At 70.1% G+C, this 24,894-nt stretch carries 21 protein-coding genes; 9 read left to right on the forward strand and 12 right to left on the reverse strand.

The window, feature by feature from the left end:
• Positions 1 to 112: 112 nt before the first annotated feature.
• From ABTZ58_RS05585 to glxA, 3 genes are all read left to right on the forward strand, one after another.
• Positions 113 to 826 (forward strand): FadR/GntR family transcriptional regulator, encoded by a 714-nt coding sequence (locus ABTZ58_RS05585; protein ID WP_351350706.1) that lies wholly within the window; start codon positions 113 to 115, stop codon positions 824 to 826.
• Positions 827 to 1,150: 324 nt separating this feature from the next.
• Positions 1,151 to 3,148: a glycosyltransferase family 2 protein gene (locus tag ABTZ58_RS05590; RefSeq protein WP_351350708.1), complete on the forward strand. Its 1,998-nt coding sequence runs from the start codon at positions 1,151 to 1,153 to the stop codon at positions 3,146 to 3,148.
• A complete protein-coding gene (gene glxA, locus ABTZ58_RS05595) occupies positions 3,145 to 5,085 on the forward strand; it encodes a radical copper oxidase GlxA (RefSeq protein WP_351350710.1) in 1,941 nt (646 codons plus the stop codon). Before ABTZ58_RS05590 ends, glxA begins: the two co-directional genes overlap by 4 nt.
• Before the next feature lie 77 nt (positions 5,086 to 5,162).
• Here glxA and ABTZ58_RS05600 read toward each other — a convergent pair whose 3' ends face one another.
• The 6 genes from ABTZ58_RS05600 to ABTZ58_RS05625 all read right to left on the reverse strand — a co-directional run bounded on the left by ABTZ58_RS05600 (position 5,163) and on the right by ABTZ58_RS05625 (position 11,736).
• Positions 5,163 to 6,203 carry a glycoside hydrolase family 6 protein gene (locus ABTZ58_RS05600; protein WP_351350712.1) on the reverse strand — a complete coding sequence of 347 codons (1,041 nt, stop codon included), beginning with the start codon at positions 6,201 to 6,203 and terminating at the stop codon, positions 5,163 to 5,165.
• 330 nt (positions 6,204 to 6,533) lie between these two features.
• Positions 6,534 to 7,205: a class F sortase gene (locus ABTZ58_RS05605; protein WP_351350714.1), complete on the reverse strand. Its 672-nt coding sequence runs from the start codon at positions 7,203 to 7,205 to the stop codon at positions 6,534 to 6,536.
• 2 nt (positions 7,206 to 7,207) lie between these two features.
• The gene (locus tag ABTZ58_RS40110) at positions 7,208 to 8,140 is read right to left on the reverse strand and encodes a hypothetical protein (protein WP_502996012.1); all 933 of its coding nucleotides are present in this window, start codon (positions 8,138 to 8,140) and stop codon (positions 7,208 to 7,210) included.
• Between the two features lie 124 nt (positions 8,141 to 8,264).
• Positions 8,265 to 9,044 (reverse strand): HAD-IIA family hydrolase, encoded by a 780-nt coding sequence (locus ABTZ58_RS05615; RefSeq protein ID WP_309093920.1) that lies wholly within the window; start codon positions 9,042 to 9,044, stop codon positions 8,265 to 8,267.
• 133 nt (positions 9,045 to 9,177) lie between these two features.
• Positions 9,178 to 9,951 carry a hypothetical protein gene (locus tag ABTZ58_RS05620; protein ID WP_351350716.1) on the reverse strand — a complete coding sequence of 258 codons (774 nt, stop codon included), beginning with the start codon at positions 9,949 to 9,951 and terminating at the stop codon, positions 9,178 to 9,180.
• Between the two features lie 333 nt (positions 9,952 to 10,284).
• A complete protein-coding gene (locus ABTZ58_RS05625; protein ID WP_351350981.1) occupies positions 10,285 to 11,736 on the reverse strand; it encodes an ROK family protein in 1,452 nt (483 codons plus the stop codon).
• Positions 11,737 to 11,832: 96 nt separating this feature from the next.
• Here ABTZ58_RS05625 and ABTZ58_RS05630 point away from each other — a divergent pair, with 96 nt between their 5' ends.
• The 3 genes from ABTZ58_RS05630 to ABTZ58_RS05640 all read left to right on the forward strand — a co-directional run bounded on the left by ABTZ58_RS05630 (position 11,833) and on the right by ABTZ58_RS05640 (position 14,379).
• Entirely contained in the window at positions 11,833 to 12,900 is a 1,068-nt protein-coding gene (locus tag ABTZ58_RS05630; protein ID WP_351350718.1) for a Gfo/Idh/MocA family oxidoreductase, read from the forward strand.
• Positions 12,897 to 13,424, forward strand: coding sequence for a heme-degrading domain-containing protein (locus ABTZ58_RS05635; RefSeq protein ID WP_351350720.1), 528 nt, complete (start codon positions 12,897 to 12,899; stop codon positions 13,422 to 13,424). Before ABTZ58_RS05630 ends, ABTZ58_RS05635 begins: the two co-directional genes overlap by 4 nt.
• A gap of 88 nt (positions 13,425 to 13,512) precedes the next feature.
• Positions 13,513 to 14,379 carry an LLM class F420-dependent oxidoreductase gene (locus ABTZ58_RS05640; protein WP_351350722.1) on the forward strand — a complete coding sequence of 289 codons (867 nt, stop codon included), beginning with the start codon at positions 13,513 to 13,515 and terminating at the stop codon, positions 14,377 to 14,379.
• A gap of 106 nt (positions 14,380 to 14,485) precedes the next feature.
• Here ABTZ58_RS05640 and ABTZ58_RS05645 read toward each other — a convergent pair whose 3' ends face one another.
• The 3 genes from ABTZ58_RS05645 to ABTZ58_RS05655 all read right to left on the reverse strand — a co-directional run bounded on the left by ABTZ58_RS05645 (position 14,486) and on the right by ABTZ58_RS05655 (position 16,599).
• On the reverse strand, positions 14,486 to 15,337 hold the full coding sequence (locus ABTZ58_RS05645) for a fumarylacetoacetate hydrolase family protein (protein WP_351350724.1): 852 nt from the start codon (positions 15,335 to 15,337) through the stop codon (positions 14,486 to 14,488).
• A gap of 147 nt (positions 15,338 to 15,484) precedes the next feature.
• A complete protein-coding gene (locus tag ABTZ58_RS05650) occupies positions 15,485 to 16,198 on the reverse strand; it encodes a YidC/Oxa1 family membrane protein insertase (RefSeq protein ID WP_351350726.1) in 714 nt (237 codons plus the stop codon).
• A gap of 89 nt (positions 16,199 to 16,287) precedes the next feature.
• A complete protein-coding gene (locus tag ABTZ58_RS05655; protein WP_351350728.1) occupies positions 16,288 to 16,599 on the reverse strand; it encodes a DUF6412 domain-containing protein in 312 nt (103 codons plus the stop codon).
• A 253-nt stretch (positions 16,600 to 16,852) separates the two neighbouring features.
• Between ABTZ58_RS05655 and ABTZ58_RS05660 the strand changes: the two genes are divergently transcribed.
• The 3 genes from ABTZ58_RS05660 (at position 16,853) to ABTZ58_RS05670 (ending at position 20,204) form a co-directional block, all read left to right on the forward strand.
• On the forward strand, positions 16,853 to 18,328 hold the full coding sequence (locus ABTZ58_RS05660) for a glycoside hydrolase (RefSeq protein ID WP_351350730.1): 1,476 nt from the start codon (positions 16,853 to 16,855) through the stop codon (positions 18,326 to 18,328).
• A 118-nt stretch (positions 18,329 to 18,446) separates the two neighbouring features.
• Entirely contained in the window at positions 18,447 to 19,463 is a 1,017-nt protein-coding gene (locus ABTZ58_RS05665; RefSeq protein ID WP_351350732.1) for an SEC-C domain-containing protein, read from the forward strand.
• A gap of 276 nt (positions 19,464 to 19,739) precedes the next feature.
• Entirely contained in the window at positions 19,740 to 20,204 is a 465-nt protein-coding gene (locus tag ABTZ58_RS05670) for a very short patch repair endonuclease (RefSeq protein WP_351350734.1), read from the forward strand.
• Here the strand turns inward: ABTZ58_RS05670 and ABTZ58_RS05675 are convergent.
• The 3 genes from ABTZ58_RS05675 to ABTZ58_RS05685 all read right to left on the reverse strand — a co-directional run bounded on the left by ABTZ58_RS05675 (position 20,133) and on the right by ABTZ58_RS05685 (position 24,880).
• Entirely contained in the window at positions 20,133 to 21,482 is a 1,350-nt protein-coding gene (locus ABTZ58_RS05675; RefSeq protein ID WP_351350736.1) for a DNA cytosine methyltransferase, read from the reverse strand. The genes ABTZ58_RS05670 and ABTZ58_RS05675 overlap by 72 nt on opposite strands.
• Positions 21,483 to 21,575: 93 nt before the next feature.
• Positions 21,576 to 23,447 carry a DEAD/DEAH box helicase gene (locus tag ABTZ58_RS05680; RefSeq protein ID WP_351350738.1) on the reverse strand — a complete coding sequence of 624 codons (1,872 nt, stop codon included), beginning with the start codon at positions 23,445 to 23,447 and terminating at the stop codon, positions 21,576 to 21,578.
• Positions 23,444 to 24,880 carry a hypothetical protein gene (locus ABTZ58_RS05685; protein WP_351350740.1) on the reverse strand — a complete coding sequence of 479 codons (1,437 nt, stop codon included), beginning with the start codon at positions 24,878 to 24,880 and terminating at the stop codon, positions 23,444 to 23,446. Before ABTZ58_RS05685 ends, ABTZ58_RS05680 begins: the two co-directional genes overlap by 4 nt.
• Between the last annotated feature and the right edge of the window lie 14 nt (positions 24,881 to 24,894).

Below are 24,894 nucleotides of genomic sequence, written 5' to 3' on the forward strand. Positions count from 1 at the left end.
CGAGGGGCCTTCCCGCGTGTCCGGACAGCCGTGCGTCCGGCTTCCCCCTGGCCGGAACTTTTCTGTGGCCGGAACCGGGGCCACCGCACGTTTGGCCGGATACCCTCTCGCCATGGCAGCGCGTGACCTCCAGGAGCGGATCAAGAAGCTCATCATCGACCGCCGGCTGGCCTCCGGGGCCCCGCTGCCGACCGAGCCCGAGCTGATGGAGTACCTCGGCGCGAGCCGGAACTCGGTCCGCGAGGCGCTGAAGGCGCTCCAGGCGATGGGCATCGTCGAGATCCGGCACGGCTTCGGCACCTACGTCGGCCCGATGTCCCTGGCCCCGATGATCGAGGGCCTCGCCTTCCGCACGGTCGCCGGGCACTACCGGGGCGAGGACTCGCTGCTCCAGCTGCTCGAACTGCGCGAGGCCGTGGAGACCGGTCTGGCCTCCCGGCTCGCGGGGCGGATCCCGCAGGACGACCTCGTTGAACTGGACGCGCTCGTGGACCGTATGGAAGAGCAGGCCGCGCAGGGTGCCGGCCTCGCCGAGACCGACCGCGCGTTCCACGCCACCCTCTACCGGGGGCTGGACAACGTGCTGCTGAGCGAGGTGCTGGAGGCGTTCTGGGACGCCTTCCACCGGGTCAGGACGGACCTCGGGGGCGTGCCCCAGGACCCGAAGGTGACCTGTCGGCAGCACCGGGAGATCCTGGACGCGGTGCGGTCCGGCGACGCGATGCGGGCGGAGGAGGCCATAAGGGAGCACTTCGGCAACATCCGTGCCCGCCTGTCCACAACGACTCCACAGGGTCCTCACACGCGCCACAATGAACGCGTATGACCGGTAAACACCGCGTTTCGTATCTTGCGATCATGACGAACGCCGTAGAACCCTGGATTTCTGGTTTTTCAAGATGCTGCGGTTTCGTGGCAGTTGGGGGGATGTGATACCGGTTGCGGACCGGGCGGGGGTAGGGGCCCCGTTCGTGAAGCGATGCCGTGGGGGGCATCATGCAACCGGAAGGTCGCGTTGCCATGTCTATAGGGTGTGGATGACGTGGTGACTGCGACCCACCACTGATACGTCTGTGAAGGTCGAGGGGGACCGCAGCAGACGGTAGGAAGCGACGAAACACGCGGCGATCCGCGTGTGGGGGGATGACTCATGACGTCGAGGCCCACGGGTGCCCGGCAGGACCACGACCCGTCACAGACCACCCAGCTGAGGGTGCCGTCTCACCGGATGAGCACCACGGGGACGTTCCGGCGGATCAAGAAGACGCTGCCGAGATACGACTACGAGCACTACAGCCGGCTCGCGGGACCCCTCACCCAGCCCGATCCGAGCAAGCCGTACAAGGTGCAGTACCGCTCGCTCATCTCCCAGGAGCCGCACCGCATCCGGGTCGCCCTGATGCTGGCGGCGGCCCCGGTGCTGTCGCTGGTGCTGCTGTTCTGGCTGCTCCAGCCCGAGCACTGGACCGAGCGCGACTACCCGGCCTTCGACTGGCTGCCGGCGCTCGACATGGTGATGCTCGTCTCGATCGGCCTGATCGAGTTCTTCCGCTGCATGAACGTGCTGTCCAACGCGCACGCCACGCTGGTCGCCCGCGACCCGGTCCCGGTGGTGCCCGAGGTCGGTACGAGAGTGGCCTTCCTCACCTCCTTCGTGCCCGGCAAGGAGCCGCTGGAGATGGTGACGAAGACCCTGGAGGCGGCGGTGAAGATCCGCCACCGGGGGCTGATGCACGTCTGGCTGCTGGACGAGGGCGACGACCCCGAGGTGAAGGCGGTCTGCGAGCGCCTGGGAGTGCACCACTTCTCCCGCAAGGGCGTCGCGAAGTGGAACCAGGCCAAGGGCCCGCACCGCGCCAAGACCAAGCACGGCAACTACAACGCCTGGCTGGAGGCGCACGGCGACGACTACGACTTCTTCGCCTCGGTCGACACCGACCACGTGCCGCTGCCCAACTACCTGGAGCGGATGCTCGGCTTCTTCCGCGACCCGGACGTCGGCTTCGTCATCGGCCCGCAGGTCTACGGCAACTACGACTCGTTCGTCACCAAGGCCGCCGAGTCGCAGCAGTTCCTCTTCCACGCGCTGATCCAGCGCGCGGGCAACCGCTACGGCGCCCCGATGTTCGTCGGCACGTCCAACGCTGTGCGCATCAAGGCGCTCAAGCAGATCGGCGGCCTGTACGACTCGATCACCGAGGACATGGCCACCGGCTTCGAGATCCACCGCCACAAGAACCCGGCGACGGGCAACAAGTGGCGCTCGGTGTACACCCCGGACGTGCTCGCCGTCGGTGAGGGCCCCAGCGCCTGGACGGACTTCTTCACCCAGCAGATGCGCTGGTCGCGCGGGACGTACGAGACGATCCTCAAGCAGTACTGGAAGGGCTGGTACTCGCTGCCGCCGAGCAAGCTCTTCAACTACACGATGATGATCATCTTCTACCCGATGTCCGCCCTGAACTGGATCCTGGCGGCGCTGAGCTGCTGCCTGTTCCTGGGCCTGGGCGCCTCGGGTGTGAACATCGACCCGGCCGTGTGGCTGATGCTCTACGGCAACGCCTCCGCCCTGCAGATCGGCCTGTACGTCTGGAACCGCCGCCACAACGTCTCGCCGCACGAGCCGGAGGGCTCCGGCGGTGTGGCCGGCATGGTGATGTCGGCGCTGTCGGCGCCGCTGTACGCGAAGGCGCTGATCGACTCCGCGCTGCGCCGCAAGAGCAAGTTCGTGGTCACGCCCAAGGGCGACTCCGCGAGCCCCGACCGCTGGTTCGGGACGTTCCGCTACCACTGGTACTTCATCCTGATCTTCGGCGGGTCGATCGCGGCCGGCCTCGTCTTCGGCCACTCGCACCCCGCGATGATCATCTGGGCGACCTTCGCGATGCTGATCACGGCCACGCCGATCTTCGCCTGGCGCTGGCAGCTGAAGCAGGACGCGAAGAAGCCCGCCGCTCCCTCCGGGGAGCCGCCGCAGGACTCTGCGGGCCCGCACCGGACGCAGCCGCTGCCCGTCCCGCAGCAGCACGCGCCGCACGCCCCGCAGCACAGGCCCGGTTGGGCCGCCCCCGGCGCGAACGGGGAGGTCGGGGGGACCGACCAGACCATGCAGATCGCCCTTGGTGGACTTGGGGGACGTAAGGAATGAACGACCGTGCAGGCCGCCGCCGGGCCCGTCGACTCGCGATCGGCACGGCGGTGGTACTCGCGCTGGCCGGGATGAACGGGCCGTGGCTCTACCGCTTCAGCACCGAGAAATACCACCAGTACAAAATCAACAAGCCGGAGTACAAGGCCGCCAACGGCAAGTGGGAGATCATCGAGTTTCCCGAGGAGTACCGGCAGAACACCATCCACGCGGCGCTGCTGCGCACCGGCAAGGTGCTGCTCGTCGCGGGGTCGGGCAACAACCAGGACAACTTCGACGCGAAGAAGTTCGACACGCGGATCTGGGACCCGCTCAAGGGCACCGTCAAGAAGGTCCCCACGCCCGCCGACCTGTTCTGCACCGGCCACACGCAGCTCGCCAACGGCAACCTGCTGATCGCGGGCGGCACCAAGCGGTACGAGAAGCTCAAGGGTGACGTCACCAAGGCCGGTGGCCTGATGATCGTCCACAACGAGAACCCGGACAAGCCGATCACGCTGCCCGCCGGCACGAAGTTCACGGGCAAGGAGAACGGCAAGACGTTCGTCTCCAAGGACCCGGTGCTGGTGCCGCGCGCCAAGAAGGTCTTCGACAAGGCGACCGGCAAGTTCCTGCGCAACGACCCGGGCCTCGGCCGGATCTACGTCGAGGCGCAGAAGCGGGGCAAGAAGTTCGAGACGGGCACGCAGGACAACTACCGCGTGCACGGCCTGAAGGGCGCCGACGCCAAGAACACCTACGGCATCGCGCAGAAGCTCGCCCTGGACAAGAAGGACTTCCAGGGCATCCGGGACGCCTTCGAGTTCGACCCCGTCGCCGAGAAGTACATCAAGGTCGACCCGATGAAGGAGGCCCGCTGGTACCCGACGCTCACCACCCTGAGCGACGGGAAGATCCTCAGCGTCTCCGGCCTGGACGACATCGGCCAGCTGGTCCCGGGCAAGAACGAGGTCTTCGACCCGAAGACCAGGAAGTGGACCTACACGGACACGGTCCGGCAGTTCCCGACCTACCCGGCGCTGTTCCTCATGCAGAACGGCAAGGTCTTCTACTCGGGCTCCAACGCGGGCTACGGGCCGGACAACGTGGGCCGCGACCCGGGCGTGTGGGACGTGGACACCAACAAGTTCACGAAGATCCCCGGGCTGAGCGACCCCAAGCTGATGGAGACGTCGGGCACGGTGCTGCTGCCGCCGGCGCAGGACGAGAAGTACATGGTGATCGGCGGTGGTGGCGTCGGCGAGTCCCAGCGCTCCAGCGAGAAGACCCGGATCGTCGACCTGAAGAGGCCCGACCCGCGCTTCGTGGACGGCCCGTCCCTGGACAAGGGCACCCGCTACCCGAACGCCTCGATCCTGCCGGACGACAGTGTGCTGATCTCCGGCGGCTCGGAGGACTACCGGGGCCGCGGCGACTCCAACATCTTCGAGGCGCGGCTGTACGACACGGAGAAGAACGAGCTCAGGCGGGTCGCCGACCCGCTGGTGGGCCGCAACTACCACTCCGGTTCGATCCTGCTGCCCGACGGCCGTGTGATGTTCTTCGGCTCGGACTCGCTCTACGCCGACAAGGCCAACACCAAGCCGGGCAAGTTCGAGCAGCGCATCGAGATCTACACCCCGCCCTACCTCTACGGCGACGCCGACCGGCCCTCGCTGGCGGGCGGGCCGCAGACCATCGAGCGCGGCGGCACGGGGACGTTCACCTCGTCGGACGCGTCGAGGGTGGACAAGGTCCGGCTGATCCGGCCGAGCGCCGCCACGCACGTCACGGACGTCGACCAGCGCTCCATAGCCCTGGACTTCAAGGCGTCCGGCGACAAGCTGACGGTGACCGTGCCGAAGAACCGGAACCTGGTCCAGGCGGGCTGGTACATGCTGTTCGTGACGGACGCCGAGGGCACGCCCAGCAAGGCGCAGTGGGTCAAGGTGCCGTAGCGGAACGGCTGCGGAACGGTTGAAAGGGGCGCCCTCCGGTCAGGAGGGTGCCCCTTTCGCATGCCTTGCGGGGTGCGTCAGCCGGTGGCCTTCGCCAGCTTCAGGGCGTAGTCCGCCCACCACTGGCCGGCCTTCGGGCCGCCCTTGCACTCGCCGTCCGACTCGCCGGGCCGCTTGACCCACAGGTACGCGTCGACCAGCGGGTCCGCCGTCTTGGTGGTCGGCGTCTCGCCCAGCGCGCGGCCGGGCGGGTTGCACCAGCGCTCGTCCGGGTTGCCCTCGGTGTACGGGCCCTTGCCGTTGCGGCTGGTGTCGATGACGAAGTGCTTGCCGCCCACCTTGGCGGAGAGCTGCTTGCCGTAGGCGATGGAGTCCTCGGTGGAGTAGAAGTTGGAGACGTTGACCGAGAAGCCGTCGGCCTGCTCGATGCCCGCGCGCTGCAGCGGTTCGAAGATCTGGTCGGGGTTCTGCCAGCCGGCGTTGCCCGCGTCCAGGTAGACCTTGGTGTTCTTCAGGGCCTTCAGCTTGGCGACGGCGCCCTTGAGGAGGTCGTAGCGCTCCTCGTGGAACTGCTCCGGGGTGCAGCCGTCCACGAGGTGGAGCAGGGCGTCCGGTTCCAGGACGACCGTGGCCGGGCGGTCGCCGATGCCCGCCGCGACGCCGTCGAGCCACGCCCGGTAGGCGTCGCCGTCGGCGGCGCCGCCCTGGGAGTACTGGCCGCAGTCGCGGTGCGGGATGTTGTAGAGGACGAGCAGGGCCGTACGGCCGGCCTTGTCGGCGGCCTCGGTGAAGCCCCGGGTCTGCTCCTCGGGGTTGTCCGGGCCGACCCACTCGGCGACCGGCTGCTCGGCGATCTTGCGGATCTGCTCGGCGTCCTGCTTCTTGCCGGCCTTCTCCAGCGCGGCGACCTGCCGGGCCGCCGTACCGTTCGGGTTGACCCAGAACGGGGCGGTCTCCTTCGGCTGCTGGGTGATGCCGGCGCCCGTGTCGGCGCCCTGCTCCGGACCCTCGTCACCCCCGTCGCCGCCCGAACATCCCGCGATCAGCAGTGCCGCCCCCAGCACCACCGCGGACACCCGCCTCCCCGCACGCGCCCCGACCCCCCTGCTGCCGTACATCCAGCTCCCCCTTGGGTGCAGCGTTCCGAGGCTCAATCCTGACATACGTCCCGCAGCACCCACGAGGCCAGACCCGAGCTGCGCGGATGACGCAGCGCCACCGCACCGGGACTTGGCGTCATCCACCTCTAGGCCCGGGCGGTCCTTCGGCTCTAGAGTCTTCCCTGTGGGGCCCGGCCTCCGGCCAGAGATTCACCCACCGTGTCTACCGTGACCTCCCGCGCAGCTCGCCGGGTTACTCCCGCAGCCCGTGCGCGCGGTCGAGGCCGGCCCGGCCGGCGGCTTCAGGGGGAGCGGGCCGCCGGCCGGGTTGGGTGGCACCGCCGGCCGCTACAGGCCGGTTCCGGTCAGGTACGCCGAGACGACCACGTTCGCCGTGTAGCTGCGCGTCGTACGGTCGAAGCTGCCGCCGCAGGTGACCAGCCGCAGCTCGGCCCGCCCCGACTCGCGGGGTCCGTAGGCCTGATGGGCGTCGAAGCGGTCGCGGGTGAGGACCTGGACCGACTCCACGGTGAACTCGGCCACCTTCGCGTCCGCCCGGATCACCCGGATCGTCTGGCCCGGCCGCATGGCGCTGACCTTGTAGAAGACGGCCGGCCGGGTGTCGGTGTCGACGTGTCCGACCAGCAGCGCGGTGCCGGGTGCCCCCGGCGCCGCCCCGCCGGCGTACCAGCCGACCACGCCCGGCTGGTCGTAGGGCGGCGGGTCGAGCGCCCCGCGTGCGTCCAGGCCGCGGGCCACGACGGGGGCCTGGACGCCGAGCCCGGGGATGTCGACGCGCTGTGGCAGCGCGTCGGTCAGGGGACGGTGGGCCGGGGGCAGTTTGACGTCCGGGGGCCGGCCGGCCGCCGCCATGTCGCCCGTGGTGGGGGCGGATATGCCGTGCCGTACGTCGGTGACCTCGCGGCCCCACAGCCACAGGCCGAGCAGCAGCACCACCCAGGCCATACCGGCCAGCAGCCGGCCGGTGCCCGCCGAGTGCCTCCGTTCCTGGTCGGACATGGTCAGCCCGTTCCACGGCTCCGGCGGAACCCGCCCAGCGTGACGACCACGGCGGCCACGCCGGCGAGCACCAGACCGGTCACACCCTGCGCGGTACCGGGCCCGGTACCGCGCTCCTCGGCGGCGACGAGGTCGGCGGCACCGCCCCCGCCGGCCCGGACGGGCGCGACGGGCGAGGCGGGCGCGCCGGGCCGGTGCCCGGCGGACCCCGGCTCGTCGCCCTCGGCGCCGGGATCAGGGGGCGCGGACCGCCCGCCACGGGGGACGGGCGGCGGCCCGCCGGTCCCGGGGGTGCGGGGCTGACCGTCGGTGCCGAGGGTGCGGGGCTGACCGTCGGTGCCGGAGGTGAAGGGCTGACCGTCGGCACCGGAGGTGAAGGGCTGACCGTCGGTGCCGGAGGTGAAGGGCCGACCGTCGGTGCCGGAGGTGAAGGGCCGACCGTCGGTGCCGGTCGCGAGGGACGACCGGTCGCCGGTGTCGGGGGCGGGCGCCTGCCCCGCGCTTGCGGGGCCCGGCTGCTGCCCGTCCTCCCCGGGTGCGGGCGGTCGCAGGGCCGGGCGCCCGTGGGCGGTGCCCTTCCGGACGGTGAACGTGCCGGTGCGGTCCGTCTCCCCGCACGGGACCCGCACGGTGTACGTGCCCGTTGCGAGCGTGGAGCGGACGCGGCTCTCGCCGGTGAGTTCGCGCGGGGCGTCCGCGACGGTGAGCCGCGCGTCCGTGACGAAGGCGGGCGAGACGGCGACGGCCGTGCGGTGGGGGCAGCCGGTCACGCGGAGCGTGACGTCCGTGCCGGGCGCGGCGGTCGCCGGGGACACCGACACGCTGCCCGCTGTCCCCGTCGCCCCCTTCTCCCCGGTGTCCGCCGCGTACGCCGTCGGCGACAGGGCGGCCGCGGCCAGGACACCCGTACAGAACGTGACTCTCAGGGAACCCATCGTGAACCTCCAGATGTCTGGAGCCTCTCCCGCGCGGCCGGTCACCGCATCCGCAGCGACGCGGTGACTGCTCCGTACGGGTGGCGACGGGTTTGAGGGCGGCGGAGCGTGCCGCCGGAAGGGGTCAGACCCGTTCGACGAGGTCCGCGATCGAGTCCACGACCTGCGACGGACGGTACGGGAAGCCCTCGACCTGGTCGGGCCGGGTCAGGCCGGTGAGCACCAGGAACGTCTGCATCCCGGCCTCGATGCCGGCCAGCACGTCGGTGTCCATGCGGTCGCCGATCATCGCGCTGGTCTCGGAGTGCGCCCCGATGGCGTTCAGCCCGGTGCGCATCATCAGCGGGTTGGGCTTGCCCGCGAAGTACGGCTTCTTGCCGGTGGCCTGGGTGATCAGCGCGGCCACCGCGCCGGTCGCGGGCAGCGGGCCCTCGGTGGAGGGGCCGGTCTCGTCGGGGTTGGTGGCGATGAACCGCGCGCCGCCGAGGATCAGCCGGACCGCCTTCGTCATGGCCTCGAAGGAGTACGTGCGGGTCTCGCCGAGGACGACGTAGTCCGGCTCGTGGTCGGTGAGGATGTAGCCGATGTCGTGCAGGGCGGTGGTCAGGCCGGCCTCGCCGATGACGTACGCCGAGCCGCCCGGCCGCTGGTCGTCCAGGAACTGGGCGGTGGCCAGCGCCGAGGTCCAGATGCTCTCGATCGGCACGTCCAGGCCCATGCGCTTCAGCCGGGCGTGCAGGTCGCGCGGGGTGTACATCGAGTTGTTGGTGAGCACCAGGAAGGGCCTGCCGGACTCGCGCAGCTTCTTGAGGAAGGCGTCGGCGCCGGGGATCGGTACGCCCTCGTGGATGAGTACACCGTCCATGTCGGTGAGCCACGACTCGATGGGCTTGCGGTCTGCCATGTGCGGGATCTCCTGCCGTACGCGGTCCAGCGTGCGACCCAGCCTAAACAGTGGCGGGATCTTGCGGAATGGGCCGCCGGCCGCGTCCCGACAGGCGGGACGCGGCGTCCCCGTCTCTCCTGCCGGGGGTGCGTCAGGGGCGTCTGCGGACGAGGAGCAGGACCCCGCCCCCGATGAGCAGCCCGGCAGCGGTGGCCGCGGCGATCTGGACGCCGGTTCCGGTGCGGGCCAGTTCCTCGGCGAAGGGGAAGCGGTCCGTCCGGGGCGGGACGGAGGCGTCGGGGTCGGGATCGGGGTCGGCGTCGGAGCGCGGCTCGGTGCCGGTGTCGGTGCGCGGCCCGTCGCCCTCGATGCGGAAGCGGTAGTCGTTGGACTGGCCGACCCAGTCGCCGTCGTCGTCGTGCCGCTGCACGACCGCGGCGTTGGCGGTCACGTCGTTGGGTGCGGCGTCGGAGGTGACCGCGAGCCTGACCTTCACGGTGACGGTCCTGCCCGGGCCGACGGTGAACCCGCCGAAGCGGTCCTCCTCGCCGGTGAACGCCCCGACGAGTTCGTCCTCGCCGGTCTTCTCGAACCGCACGGGGTGGGCGCGGGTCCCTTCGAAGAACTCCAGCCGGGGCTGGGACGGTTCCAGGGCGCGCCGGTCGTCGACGAGCACGACGACGGGGTGGATGGCGGAGCAGGTCCGGTCGGTGGTGTTGGTCAGGTCGAGGTACCAGGTCCCGAACCCGCCCCCGGCCGTGTAGGCGTCCGGCCCGCCGCGCAGGCGGGTGGTGAGCGGGAAGGTGTGGTCGTCGGGCGCGGCACAGGCGGGTGCCGGTTCCTCGGCGTACGCCGGGGGAGCACCCGTGAGCAGGGCGGCGGCTGCCGCCGCCAGGCAGAGACGAGCGGGCGTGCAGAGTCGCATGATGATGTGACATAACCGGGAAACGGCGGAGGGAAGTCGGCCGGGCCGGGAAGCACCCCGAACGGCGGTGCGGATCCGCCCGGTCGGCGGAACAGCTTCGGGACCGGCGGAGGCCCGGCCTTTACCCGTCTACCCGTCCCCCTCCCGAACCCCGGCCCCAGCTGCGCCGCCCCGGCCGCCGCGGCTCACCCCGCGCATCACCCGCTCCGGCGGACAGACCTGGGACCGGCTCCTCACCCATACACCGGCCCCAGCCCCAACTGCGCCACCCCCACCGCCACGACTCACCCCCGCAGATCACCCCGGTCGGCCGACAGGCCTGAGGCCGGCTCCTCACCCCTCACCCCGCCCGAACACCGGCCCCAGTACCAGCTGCGCCGCCCCCGCCGCCACGGCTCGCCCGCCCCCCGGCGCGAGCCGTACCGGCACCGCGTCCTGGCCCGTTCGGCGGGCCCGTTCCTCCAGCACCGCGCCGACCCCGCGGAGGAACGGCTCCGGTGCCGAGGTCACCGTGCGGCCGCCCAGCAGGACCACGTCGATGTCGAGCAGGCCCACCAGGTTCGCCGCGCCGGCGCCCAGGACGCGTGCCGCCTCCTCGATGTCGCCGCGCGCCACCGCACCGAGGCACAGGGCCTCCACACAGCCGCGGTTGCCGCAGCCGCAGGGCGGGCCGTCCAGCTGGATCACCTGATGGCCGAACTCCCCCGCCCCGGTCCTGGCGCCGCGGTGCACGCTGCCGCCGATCACCAGCCCGGCCCCCAGCCCCGTGCCCAGGTGCAGATAGGCGAAGGAGCCGCCCTCACCCCCGACGGCCAGGCCCAGCGCCGCGGCGTTGGTGTCCTTGTCGACCACGACCGGCACCCCGAGCCGCCCGGCCAGGGCCTCCCGAAGGGGAAAACCGTCCCACTCGGGGAACCCCGTCACCCGGTGCAGCACCCCCCGCGCATGATCGAGCGGCCCGGGCAACACGACCCCGACCCCCAACAGCGCCCCATCGCCCCTGCCCCGCACCACACCCGGCAGCAACCCGGCCGACCTGCTCGGCGACGCCACGTCGACGTCGGCATCACCCGGCGCCGCCCCCTCGGCGCCACGCGGCAGGGCCACATCCGGCCGCCTCGGGAACGCCACGTCCGGCCCGCCCGGCAGCGCCCTGCCATGCCCGTCCGGCGCCACACCATCGCCCTCGCCTGACGCCCCTCCATCGCCCTCGCATGACGCCCCTCCATCGCCGCCGCCCGGCGCCGCCCTGTGATCCTGGCCCGGCGGCACACCACCGACGCCGCCCGCCAACACCCCGTCAAGCCCGCCCACCGGCGTCCCGTCAGGCGGCCCCGCCGACCGCCCACCCGTCAGGACTCCCGCCACCGCCTCCGTGACGGCTCCCAGCACGGCCTCCGCCCCCGCCCCCAGGTCCAGCGCGCTCCGCCGTTCCCCCACCACGGCACCCCGCAGGTCCACCAGCACGACCCGCAACTCGTCCCGGTCCAGGTGGACTCCGACCGCGTGCCCGGCCTCCGGCACCAGGCGCAGTACCGTGCGCGGTTTGCCCCCGGTCGACGCCCGCCGCCCCGCCTCCGCCGCGAGACCGTCCTCCCGCAGCCGTGCCGTGATCTTGCTGACGGCCTGCGGGGTGAGCCCGGTCCGCTCCGCCAGCTCCAGCCGGCTGATGCCCTCGGCCCCGGCCGCCCGCAGCAGGTCCAGCACCAGCGCGGTGTTGTGGCTGCGCAGGGCGAGCAGATTCACCCCGGCCGCTGCCCTCGCCCCAGCCCCCGCCCCGCGCATGCCGGCCGCTCCGGCCGTACCGTCGTTCGCCCTGTTCACGCCCTCCATTGTCCCCGGCGCTTGCACTTTGGCAACAGCGTTGCGAAAGTGGACGGCATGACTGGCACACCCCTCCGCGTCGGCCTCGTCGGCTACGGCCTCGCCGGCTCCGTCTTCCACGCCCCGCTGATCGCCGCCACCGAGGGCCTCGTCCTCGACACGGTGGTCACCTCGAACCCCGAGCGGCAGCAGCAGGCCCGCGCCGAGTTCCCGGACGTACGCCTGGCCGCCTCGCCGGACGAGCTGTTCGACCGGGCCGCCGAGCTGGACCTGATCGTCGTGGCGTCCCCGAACAAGACGCACGTGCCGCTCGCGACCACCGCCCTGGAGGCCGGCCTCCCGGTCGTGGTCGACAAGCCCGTCGCGGGCACGGCCGCCGAGGCCCGCGCGCTCGCCGCCCTCGCCGAGGAGCGCGGCCTGCTCCTCTCCGTCTTCCAGAACCGCCGCTGGGACAACGACTTCCTGACCCTGCGCAAGCTGCTGGCCGAGGGCGAGCTGGGCGACGTGTGGCGGTTCGAGTCCCGCTTCGAACGCTGGCGGCCGAAGCCGAAGGGCGGCTGGCGCGAGTCCGGCGACCCGGCAGAGATCGGAGGTCTGCTCTACGACCTCGGCAGCCACGTCGTCGACCAGGCCCTGGTCCTCTTCGGCCCGGCGGCCGCCGTGTACGCGGAGACGGACGTCCGCCGCCCGGGCGCCGAGACCGACGACGACACGTTCATCGCGATCACGCACACCGGCGGCGTCCGCTCCCACCTCTACGTCTCCGCCACGACCGCCCAGCTCGGCCCGCGCTTCCGCGTCCTGGGCTCGCGGGCGGGTTACGTCAAGTACGGCCTGGATCCGCAGGAAGCGGCCCTGCGCGAGGGACTCCGCCCCGGCCCGGACTGGGGCGCGGAGCCCGAGTCGCTGTGGGGACGCGTGGGCTCCGGCGAGTCCCCGGTGACCGGCGGCGGCCGCCCCGAACCGACCCTCCCGGGCGACTACCCCGCCTACTATGCGGCCGTGGCGCAGGCCCTGCTGGCGGGCGCCCCGAACCCGGTGACCGCGCTGGAGGCGGCCGCCGCCCTGGACGTACTGGAGGCGGCCCGTCGTTCGGCCCGCGAGAAGACGGTGGTGACGCTGTGACGCCCAAGAGCCCGCACGGTTCCTCGCACGACCAGGAGCTCACCCCGAAGTTCCATCCGGAACTCACCCCGAGCCTTGAGGAGCTGGAGAAGGAGGAACGCCGCCTGGTGTTCCGCCGGTTCACCCACGACGACGCCTGGGAGCTCGGCTCGCTGCTGGTGGAGCTGGCCCGCGAGCGGCAGGCGCCGGTCGCCATCGACATCCACCGCGCCGGCCAGCAGCTCTTCCACGCGGCGCTGCCCGGCTCGACCCCCGACAACGACGCCTGGATCGCCCGCAAGCGCCGGGTCGTCGAGCGCTACGGCTCGGCCTCCTACCTGGTCGGCGCCCGCTTCCGCGCCAAGGGCAGCACGTTCGAGGAGTCCTCGCGCCTGGACCCCGACACGTACGCGGCGCACGGCGGCTCCTTCCCGATCACCGTGGAGGGCGTGGGCGTGATCGGCGCGGTGACGGTGTCGGGCCTGCCGCAGTTGCAGGACCACCGGCTCGTGGTGGAGGCCCTGGAGCGGTTCCTCGGCCGCTGAGCCCCGGCCGGAATCATCACCGGTTCCCTCCGGTTGGCACCTGCGTACACGTGATCACGCAGGGCGCCCACCGGAGGAAACCGAACAGATGAGCACTCCCGTGAAGGAAGCGGTCGGCAGGTACGGGATCTGGAGCGTGGGACTGCGCTCGGAGGACCCGGACCGCCGCGGTGAACTGGCCGAGGCCGCCGCCGAACTGGAGGAACTCGGCTACGGCGCCGTCTGGCTGGGCGGCAACAGCTCCGCCGCCCACGCCGCCCCGCTGATCGAGGCGACCTCCGGCCTCACCGTCGGCACCAGCATCCAGAGCATCTGGCAGCACGAGCCGGACGCGGCCGGCACGGCGTTCGCCGAGCTGGAGGCGGCCCACCCCGGGCGCTTCCTGCTGGGCCTCGGAGTGAGCCACGCCAAGCGGGTGGAGCAGTACGCCCGCCCCTACTCGTCCCTGGTCACCCACCTGGACGGCCTGGACGCCGCCGGAGTGCCGGCCGACCGGCGCCTGCTGGCCGCCCTCGGCCCGAAGTCGCTGCGGCTGGCCCGCGACCGGGCGGCGGGCTCGATCCCGTACCTGGTCACACCCGAACACACCGCGCACGCCCGGGAGATCCTCGGCCAGGGGCCGCTGCTCGCCCCGGAGCTGGGCGTCGTCCCCGAGCCGGACCCGGCCCGGGCCCGCGCTCTGGCCCGCGGGTTCTTGGAGACCTACCTCCCGCTGCAGAACTACACCAACAACTTCCTGCGCCACGGCTTCACCGAGGAGGACCTGGCGGGCGGCGGCAGCGACCGTCTGGTGGACGCCCTGTTCGCCTGGGGCGACGACGAGGCGATCCGCGCGAAGATCGACAGCTTCTTCGAGGCGGGCGCGGACCACGTGGCCCTGCAGGTGATCGAGGAGGGCGCACGCGACGCCCTCCCGCGCAAGACCTGGCGCGACCTGGCGGCCCTGCTGGGCTGACGTGTGCGCAGGGGCCGCGTCAGGGGCGCGGGGAACTGCGCGACAAGCCACACACACCCCGCGGCCGAACCACGACCGCAGTTCCCCGGCTCTCCCCAGCGGAGCGCTACGCGTCCTTGAACTCCTGCCGCTGCCGCCCCAGCCCCTCGATCTCCAGCTCCACGACGTCCCCGGCCCGCAGGAACGGCTTGGGCTCGGGCGCCCCGAGCGCCACCCCCGCCGGCGTGCCGGTGTTGATCACATCGCCCGGGTACAGCGTCATGAACCGGCTGAGGTACCGCACGACCTCCCCCACGGAGAAGATCTGCTCGGCCGTCGTCCCGTCCTGCTTCAGCTCCCCGTTGACCCACAGCTTCAGGGAGAGGTCCTGCGGGTCGGGCACCTCGTCCGCCGTCACCAGCCAGGGCCCCAGCGGGTTGAACGTCTCGCAGTTCTTCCCCTTGTCCCAGGTGCCGCCCCGCTCGATCTGGAACTCCCGCTCGGACACGTCGTGCGCCACGGCGTACCCGGCGACATGCGCCAGCGCCTCCCGCGCCGACTCCAGGTACCGGGCCGTACGTCCGATGACGACGGCCAGCTCGACCTCCCAGTCGGTCTTGAGCGAGCCGCGCGGCACGAGGACGGTGTCGTTCGGCCCGACGACCGTGTCGGGGGCCTTCATGAAGACCACGGGTTCGGCGGGCGGCTCGGCGCCCGTCTCGCGCGCGTGGTCGTGGTAGTTCAGCCCGATGCAGACGATCTTGCCGATCCGCGCCAGCGGCGGCCCGATCCGCAGCCCGGTGGCGTCCAGCACGGGCAGTCCGCCGGCGGCGGCCCGGACGCGGGCGAGCGCCTCCTCGTCGGCGAGCAGCGCGCCGTCGATGTCCGCGACGACGCCCGACAGGTCCCGCAGGGTCCCCTCGGCGTCGAGCAGCGCGGGCCGCTCCGCCCCCGCCGTACCGACTCGCAGCAGCTTCATGATCAGTCTCCCTCGATCGCGGGCGCCCGCCCGATACGCGACCCGGGTGCGGCGGGGCAGCCATCGGAGGACTGGTCGATCCTCCAAGCCCGGTGTTCGCTCCGCAATACCCCGTTCACGTACTGGACCGCCAGCTCACGGGCCGGGCTACCGGTACAGCACGGCCCGCTCGACGACGCTCCACGTCGTACTGGTCACCACGTACAGGGCGGCGGCCAGCGGCACCACGGCCACGGTGACGAGCGTGAAGAACGACAGGAACGGCATCACCCTGGTCACCGCCCCCAGCCCCGGCACCTGCTCCCCGGCCGGGACGGCCGGGACCGCCGGGTTCGCGGCCATCATGCGCTTGCTCAGGCGGTAGCCGAACGCGGCGACACAGGCGACGACCGCGAACAGTCCGGCGTACACGAGCCCCGCCCCGCCGAAGAGGCCGTCCTGGAGCGCGTCGGACCACCGTCCGCCCAGCGGCGCGGCGAACAGTTCGTGGGCGAGCAGCCCGTTGGCGCGCCCGCCGATCGTGTCGCTGGAGAACAGGTGGTACAGCAGGAAGAACGCGGGCACCTGGAGCAGCCCGGGCAGGCAGCCGGCCAGTGGGGAGACCTTCTCCTCGGCGTGCAGTTCCAGGACGGCCCGCTGGAGCTTCTCGGGGTTCTTCCCGTGCTTCCTCCGCAGCTCGGCGATCTTCGGCTGCAGGGCGGTCCGGGCCTGCTGACCGCGCGCCGCGGCCCGGGACAGAGGGTGGACGAGGAGCCGTACGAGAGCGGTGAACAGGACGATCGCTGCGGCGGCGGCGGACGCGCCGAACAGCGGCTGGAGCAGGTCGGCGAGGTGCTCGACCAAGGTGGCGAAGACGGACATGGGTGAGCCCTCCGGGGGTCTCGTCGTGCCGGAACGAAAGACAGACGGCATGACGACCCGCGCGGGGTCACCGAAACGCTGGTGGGGCCCTACGCGACGGTCGCCCGGAGGGCGTGGCCAGGTGCGCGGGGACGGGTGCGCCCCCGGGCGTCGGGATCGCGCTGAGGCAGGAAGGCCGTACGGCGGTCGCGGTCGCGGAGGGCCGTGCGCACCCGGGTGCGCGGCACGGCGGGCGCGCAGCGCGAGGCGACGACGGCGCACAGCGCGAGGGCGGCCGAGGCCGTGGCGGTCGCGGCCAGGGCGACGGTGGCCGAGAGGCTGCCGGTGTCGAGCAGCGCCACCTGGACGATCAGGAAGAGCAGCACGAGAGCGGGACGCAGAGCCGTCCAGCCGCGGTTCATCGGCCACCCCTCCCCTCGTACACGTGTATGCCCTGCCGTCGGTTATACAGGATCAGCCTCCCGCGCGGACCGGCCACTTCATAAACGGGTTTGAGAAAGCCTCGTCGGAACCCTCGACAACCCACCCGCCACACCCGATGCTTCTCGATGCCACCGGCCCGTCGCCCCGCACGGGCCCCCACCCGCGACGCCGGTCCGGGAACCGGCGCCTGCCCCGAAAGCCTCTGGGCCCGAATCCCTTTACGGAGGAGCCGTGATCCGACGCAGATCCCTGCTGGCCGCAGCGGGGGGTACGTTCCTCGGCAGCGCCCTGGCGACGGGCACCGCGCACGCGGACGCCACGATCGCCGTCAACCCGTCGACCACGTACGGCACCTGGGAGGGCTGGGGCACCTCCCTCGCCTGGTGGGCCAACGTCTTCGGCGCCCGGGACGACTTCGCGGACCTCTTCTTCACCACCAAGTCGGTGACGTACAACGGCAGATCGCTCCCCGGCCTGGGCCTCAACATCGCCCGCTACAACCTCGGCGCGTGCAGCTGGAACAGCGTCGGCGGCGAGACCATGGTGGAGTCGCCCAACATCCCCGGCTTCAAGCAGATCGAGGGCTTCTGGCAGGACTGGAACAACGAGGACCCCACCTCCTCCGCCTGGAAGTGGACGGCGGACGCCAACCAGCGCGCCATGCTGGTCAAGGCGGTGCAACGGGGCGCCGTCACCGAGTTGTTCGCCAACTCCCCCATGTGGTGGATGTGCGCCAACCACAACCCCTCGGGCGCGGCCGACGGCGGCAACAACCTCCAGACCTGGAACTACCGCCAGCACGCGAGCCACTTGGCGGCGACCGCCCTGTACGCGAGGTCGAACTGGGGCGTGAACTTCGCGACGGTCGACCCCTTCAACGAGCCGGCCTCCACCTGGTGGACCGCGACCGGCACGCAGGAGGGCTGTCACATGGACCCGGCCGTCCAGGCCGCCGTCCTCCCTCACCTGCGCGGCGAGCTGGACAAGCGCGGCCTGACGGGCATCCGCATAGCCGCCTCGGACGAGACCGACTACGACACGGCCCGCTCCACCTGGGCCTCCTTCGACTCGTCCACCAAGGCCCTGGTCTCCCAGGTCAACGTGCACGGCTACCAGGGCTCGGGCGGCCGCCGCGACCTCCTCCACACGGACGTGGTGACGACGTCCCGCAAGAAGCTGTGGAACTCCGAGACCGGCGACAGCGACGGCACCGGCCTGACCATGGCGTCCAACCTCTGCTACGACTTCCGCTGGCTGCACCCCACGGCGTGGTGCTACTGGCAGGTCATGGACCCCTCGCCGGGCTGGGCGATGATCGCCTACGACCCGAACACACTCCAGCCGACCACCGTCCAGACCAAGCACTACGTGCTGGCCCAGTTCAGCCGCCACATCCGCCCTGGCATGACGATCCTGGACACGGGGGTGAGCTACGCCGTGGCCGCGTACGACGCGCGGTCCCGCCGCCTGGTCCTGGTCGCGGTCAACACGGCCACCACCCCCCAGACCCTCACCTTCGACCTCTCCCGCTTCACGACGGTGACGGGCGGCTCCTCAGGCCTGGTCCCCCGCTGGAACACGGTGACCACGGGCGGCGGCGACCTCTACACCCCCCGCTCGGACATCCGCCTGTCCGGCAAGTCGGTCAGCGTCCCCTTCGCCGCGAAGTCGGTCCAGACGCTCCACGTCGACGGTGTGACGCCGTAACCGGACCCGGCGACCGTTCGGGGCGAACGGTGAAGCCCCGGTGATGAGCGTGCGAGCTGACGCGGCCTGGCCTGCGCATCTCTCACGCTCGTCACCTCCCGGCAGTACGGTGTCCCCCATGCGCCCCGACACGCCTGCCGAAAACGTCGACCACACCGCCGAGGCGGCACGCCTGGAGCGGACCGCCGGCCTGTACCCCGAGGACGCCGAGGCCCTGCTGCTGCGGGCGGCGGCCCACCTGGAACTATCCGGCGACCGCCCCACCGCGACGAAGCTCTACGACCGCCTCCTGTCCTCCCCCGAGGCCCTCGACCACCCCCACCTGGTGCGGTCCCTCAAGGCCTCGAACCTCTGGGAGTACGGCCACGAGGCCGAGGCCCGGGCGATCATCGACGGCGTCCGGGCGGCGGCCCCGAGGGACCCGGCCCCCTGGGTGATCGTGGCCGAGGCCCTGGAGTCGCACGACGAGCTGGAAGCGGCGCACGACACCTTCACGGAGGCCGTGCGCCTCCTGCTGACGGACGTGCCGCGGCCCCCGCAGCCGACCCACCCCCTGCTCTTCGGCCGCCACCGGGTCCGCCGCATGCTGGGCCGCTCCCACGACGAGTGGGACGCGCTGGCCGACACGGTCCACTCCCTCCCGGTCTCCCTGGACGAACTCCACGACCCCAAGCGCGTGTGGTCCCTGGGCTCGGAGAACCCGGCGGAACTGGAAGCGGAGATCCTCCGCCTCCGCGCGGAACTGGGCGCCTACCGCGAGGCCCTCTCCCGCCCGTTCCCGGTGGCGATCCTGCATTGGCCGGCGTCCGAGCTGACGGAACTCCTGGAGGCGTATCCGCCGCTGGCCGAGGAGTACCCCTCCCACGAGGAGCACCTTTCCTCGATAGAGCGCGCCCTGCGCGAACTCGCCGCCTCCGGCACGCCGAACCTTGGCATCGTCACCGGCACGGTCCCGTCCTACGAGGCCTTCGCGGCCTCGGAGGGCTCCTCCCCGGGCGACGCGACACTCCTGCCCCAGTACGCCACGACCCTGGCAGCCCGGGGGCGGGCGGTGGCTTGGCCGCCGCAGGACAGCGCGAGCTGCTGGTGCGGATCGGGGCGCGCTTATGGGGAGTGTCACGGCAGCACTGCCTGAACCGGCCCAGCAACGGGACACGAACACCCCACAGGCAGGTTGCCGCCGAGCCGCCCCGCCATGCGCGGAATGCTGACGCACCCGCGACGCCGGGCGGCCGGACAACTCACCACTGCACTAGGAACGCTCGGCACAGCTTCCCGGGCCGCTTGGTCGCTTCTTTCCCGTGCTGGAGCGTCCTCGGGACGGGGCGCGGAAGCACGACACTGACCAGAGATCGCGCGGCCCCCGGCAGCGCCTGTGAACCCTGTCCTGGCGCGGACTACCCTCTGCCGTGTGTCCGAAGATCCGACTTGGGAAGCGCCAGAGGGTTCCTGGGCTTCGTCCGCCGCCCGCCGTCGCAACATGCAGGCCATCCGCAGCCGCGACACCAAGCCCGAGAAGCTGATCCGTCGGCTGGTGCACGCACACGGCCTGCGCTATCGCGTCGCAGCCCGTCCGCTTCCCGACCTGCGCCGCACAGCCGACATGGTCTTCCGTTCAGTAAAGGTCGCTGTATTCATCGACGGTTGCTACTGGCACGGCTGCCCAGAGCACTACGTGCCTCCCAGGACCAACTCCGGATACTGGTCAGAGAAGGTGCTCCGCAATGTGGAACGCGACCGAGACACTGACCAGCGACTCAAGGAAGCCGGGTGGCTCGTCCTCCGTTTCTGGGAGCACGAGCCCTCAGACAGATGCGCCGACAAAATTGCTGCTACGGTCATAGCCCGCCGTACCAGCCCCGGGCAAAACCCCTGACACAGGAATTTCCATCTGCTCAGCGTCCGCTGTGGTAGCGGGATTTCCGTCGCCCTCCATGACGTAACCCTCAAGCAACTCTTTTCGGTGCTCTGGCCGCAGGACCGCAGCAATAGCACGCCCCACGGCTTCAGCAACGGGGGGCGGGAATGCGTTACCAACTTGACGGTATCGAGCGGTCTTCCGCCCCTGAAAATCCCAATCCCGCGGGAATCCTTGGATGATGGCAGCCTGCTCGACTGTCAGCATCGGCCCAGCGGCCCTGAAGAGGTCCCTCTTGGGGTCACATTCCTTGCGATCGTTAGCAACACCCATAGCGTTGACACCCATCGCCGCCCATGCACGCTTCGCCCGGGTTGGACCAAGGTCTGCCCCGCCGTGCTTTCTTGATCCGCCCACAAGGGTTGGCGCTACGCCCCTCCCCGCATCCCTGGCGTTCTTCGCCTCCATCAGCCATTTATAGAATACGTCTCTCCCGGTCCAATCACCGGGCATGGCCAACTCGCCGTCCTCGTTTTTATCCCAGAAGTCCTCGCAACGCTCCCTCATGGTCCTTCGGAGCTTGCCGACCACGGAAACTTGCCTTCGCGATACCCGCTGCGGCCACAGAAATTCCACGCCTTCCTTGATCACGTCCTCATGGATCGCAACCAAGATGGCACGGGGACGCAACTGAGGAACTCCAAAATCGCTTGCGTCCAGCCTGCGCCAAACGCGTCGCATCACTTTATCCTGGTAGCGAGGAGTTTCAGAGATGTCGATTTCCGGAACCATATAGCCCAGGTCCCGAAGTCTGTCGAGGATCCACATACGGTACTCGATGAAAACCTCGGGCGGCTCCAGAATACCTCGAACATTTTCAATCATCACAGCCCTCGGACGGAGCGCCTCAGCAATGTCCAGGGCAGCAGGAAACAAGTCCCTTTCGTCATCCTTTCCGAGCCTCTTCCCTGCCAGGGAGAAGGGAGGACAAGGAACGCCGCCAGCCAGCAGATCCAGCCTTCTGCCATCAAGGCCGAGTTCCTTGTACTCCTCGGAGTCAAGGAACTTCTTGACATCCATAGGCCTCAGTGCCTTCGCTCGCTCCGTGGTCCAGCCGGGCCAATCGCCCACGTTCGCACGGAGCGTGTCCACCGCATCCGGCTCCCACTCGACGAGCGCCAAGTGGTCGAAGCCGGCGTTGTGCAGCCCAACAGCCTGTCCGCCTGCCCCTGCACAGATCTCGATCGAGGTCAGTGGCGTAGCGAACTGCGGACGCTGCTGGCCGCTGGGGCGCATGTGCGCTCCTTCCGGAGGTGACTCAAAACTGTTGCCAAGTCTTACAGAGACGATGATCGTGCACCGCGTAAGGCAACAAGAGTCTCGCACTGCTCACGATTCCCGGCCCAATCCGGGGCTGAGGCGGGCCGGGAGGGCTGCCCGACGCCAGCCGCCGCCGATGTGCCTGAGCAGGGCCTCAATGTCGTTCGGCGCGAGGCCAGCCGCCACCGCTGGCTCCTCCTGCAGGTCGGCAAGCTGCTGCACGGTGGGGTCGTCGAGGATCTTGCCCATGAACTCCAGCTTCTGGTCCAGGCGTGCCGTGACGACCTCGTCGATGGTGTTCCGGACAGCCAGAACGGTGACACGAGTGTCTGTCCCGGGCGCCAGCCCCAGCCGATGGATGCGGTCAAGGCTTTGCAGGAACCGCCCTGCCATGAAGTCACGGTCCACGTACACAGCGTCATGGCAGATCTGGTGCAGGCTGATGCCCTCCCCCAGAGTCGCCGGATTGGAGATCAGCACTGTGCAGCCCGGGTCCTCGCGGAAGCGCCGCAGCTGCTCGTCCCGGTCAGGCGTGCCACCGTAAACGACCGCGGGACTGTACTTCTCCAGCATCTGCTCCAGAGTCGTGAGGCTACGGACGAACGTCGTCCAGACCAGCGTCTTGCGGCCTTGTGCGGCGTTCTCCGCCACGATGGCCACCGTCTCCTTGTACTTGGGCGACAGCTCATAGTCCGGCAGGTTCTGCAGGAGCGAGTACAGGGAACTGCCTTCCGGAACCTCCAGCGGCGGCAGCTGATATGCCAAGGGCTCGTACCGGCTACCGCCTTCCAGGAGGAGCGCTGGGCTGGTGGCCGCCATCAGCAGCCGCAGAGCTGTCTTGCCGAGTGAACTCAAGTCATCCCGGGCAGCGCGGCTGCTCTCACCACCCACCAGCGAGCTGTAGATCTCGTTGTGCAGCGGAGGCATGTCGACGTACCGCATTCTCAGCCAGACCGGGGGAAGGCCAAGTTCCTGCTTCGTCGTCCGGGTGAACAACGGCCGGAGGACGGAGCTGGCGTAGGCAAGGTCCCCACCTGCCACGGCCTGTACTACCGTTCGCTGCCCATGCCCTGGCCAGACGAAGCCGAGCAGATTCTCCAGGTCCTTCGAACCATTGGGCGCCGGCGTGCCGGTGAGAATCATCCGCCTCTCAGCCAGAGGACCAAGAGCCATGCATGCGGCACCGTACGTTCCCCGGGCCCCCAGTTTCATCCGGTGCGCCTCGTCGAGGACGATCATCGAGGGGCCCGACTTCAGCCAGCTGGCCAACGTAGCCAGAGAGCGGTCAAGCCGCTCGTAGTTGACGATCAGTACTTCCGCCCACTGATCCATGGAGCCGTCGAGAACGTGGGTGCGCAGCGGGTAGCTGAAGCACACGGCTGTCTCATAACGCCACGACTCGTACGCCGACTTGGGGCAGACCACCAAGAGCCGGCTCACGCGGCCCTCAGTTTTCTGCGCCGCATACACCGCTAGGGCTACACGCGTCTTCCCCGCTCCGGGAACGCTGAAGTTGGCACCATGCTGAAGTGTCAGCAGCTTCGCGATGTCCCGGAGCTGGAACTCGCTGAGCTCAGCCTTCCACGTCTCGCCCAACAGGCGCGGTACCTCGTCTGGGCTGACCTCCCCTTGAACCTTGGAACCGTCGAGACGTTCCTTGACGGTGTTGGCGTCACGGACCACCCCCGCTACGAGGTTTCGGAGCTCAGGAGCCCATTCCACCCCCTGGTGATGCGGCCAACCGCTCAGAACACTGAGGTCCGCCAGCAATTCGTCGAGGGCAACCGACGCAGCGAGCGGGCCGAGCTGGCCGCCCGTACGGAAACGGGCGGCCAGCCGGACAAGATCTTGTTGATACTGGTCGGTCGTCCTGAGGACGACACGGGTGCGCGTCTCATCGAAGCCGAGATGCAGAGACGTTCCGGGCGCGTTCCCCGTCACTGGCGACCCTCCGCGGCTGCGGCTTCCAGCAGCCAGGCCACCCCGTCACCGGGGCTGGGGAGGCCTCTGCCAGCCTGCTGTGCGAGCTTGCGAAGGCTGGCACGCAGCTTCAGCACGGCTTCGTCGAAAGCCTCCTCGTCCAGACTCCTGGAAGTACGGGCCTGGACGAGGTCCATCACGCACTGATCGATACTCGCGCAGGCTTCCGCGAGCCGCGTAGGCGCGAGCTGCTTCCGCTTACGCAGGCGCGCACTGCGGCCGGCAGCTTCGATCGCGTCATCGAATGCCCTCTTGGCATCGTCCAGCACAGCCTGGCCCTGTGCTTTGTCGCTGTCAGGCAACGGCGAACTCCCGCTGCGGATCGCGGCGCTGGCCCGCAGAATCTGGTCGTTCAGCGCTCGCGCCCGGGACACGGCAGATGAGGCCGCTGGAACCGCGAGATCAAGCCCAGGGATTGCCACCGTCTCCTCAACGGCCGAACCGCTGTCTGACGCGGCTAGCGTGGCCGGCAAGGTACGAGCAAGATGATCCTCCTTCAGGAAATCCTCATCAATGTGCCGCACGTCCGTCTTCGAGAAGTCCAGAAGGATGGCAGCCAATCGCCACTCCTTGAGGATCTCCGCTTGGTCCCGGTCGACAGACTCAAGCTTCACGTAGAGACGATGAAGCTCCTTGAGGCGTTCCTGGGCGCCTTCCCAGTCCACGAGCCGCAGCGTCACGCCTCCACCGCTCTTGCTGCGGTCGATGAGCTCCCGGATGGTGCTCAGGATCCAGCGCTCCTGGTGATAGGTCTTCACCTGGATGCGGAAGGCCTTGGCGATCTGTTCCGGAGTGCGACCGAGCGCAGCCTGCTCCTCCATCGCAAGAAGCCGGTTGATGTACGAGTAGTCGCGACGGTGGTCCTTGCGCAGCTGGAGTGACAGCTCGACAGCGTTGATGTCCGCCCATGTGAACGACTCGGGCAGCACGCCGACACGCATCGACTGCGCACCGAGCTCCTGCAGTGCAGCGGCCCGAGTGTTTCCGTTCACGAGCACGCCCTGATGTGTCACAAGGCCGGGATCGTTCTGTCCGAACTGCTCCAAGCTCTCCTTGAGCTTGTCAAAGTCGGTGTCACGGATATTCGGATCGGCCGGCGAAGCCTTCAACAGGAAGCGCAGGTAGTCCTGGCTTTCTGCGCACCAAGGATCCTTCTCGAGCAGCTCATCACGGGTTGTGTCATGGCTGCGCTGAGCCCGGATCCGGTGCGTACTGGGGTTGAAGTACAGCCCGCTGAGAGGCAGGTCGACGACCTCGACATGAGCCTGCTGCTCGTTCCAGTCAACCGTGACGGTCTCCCTGGTGCCGCCGGCTGCCTTGACCTCCTCCACCTTCTTCTTGATCAGCTCACTGAACTCAGCCGCGCGCGGCGGCGGCGGGAGTTCCCGCAGCATCGTTCTTCCCCGTC

Source organism: Streptomyces sp. NPDC094143, from assembly GCF_040303825.1.
In the GTDB taxonomy this organism is placed as follows: domain Bacteria; phylum Actinomycetota; class Actinomycetes; order Streptomycetales; family Streptomycetaceae; genus Streptomyces.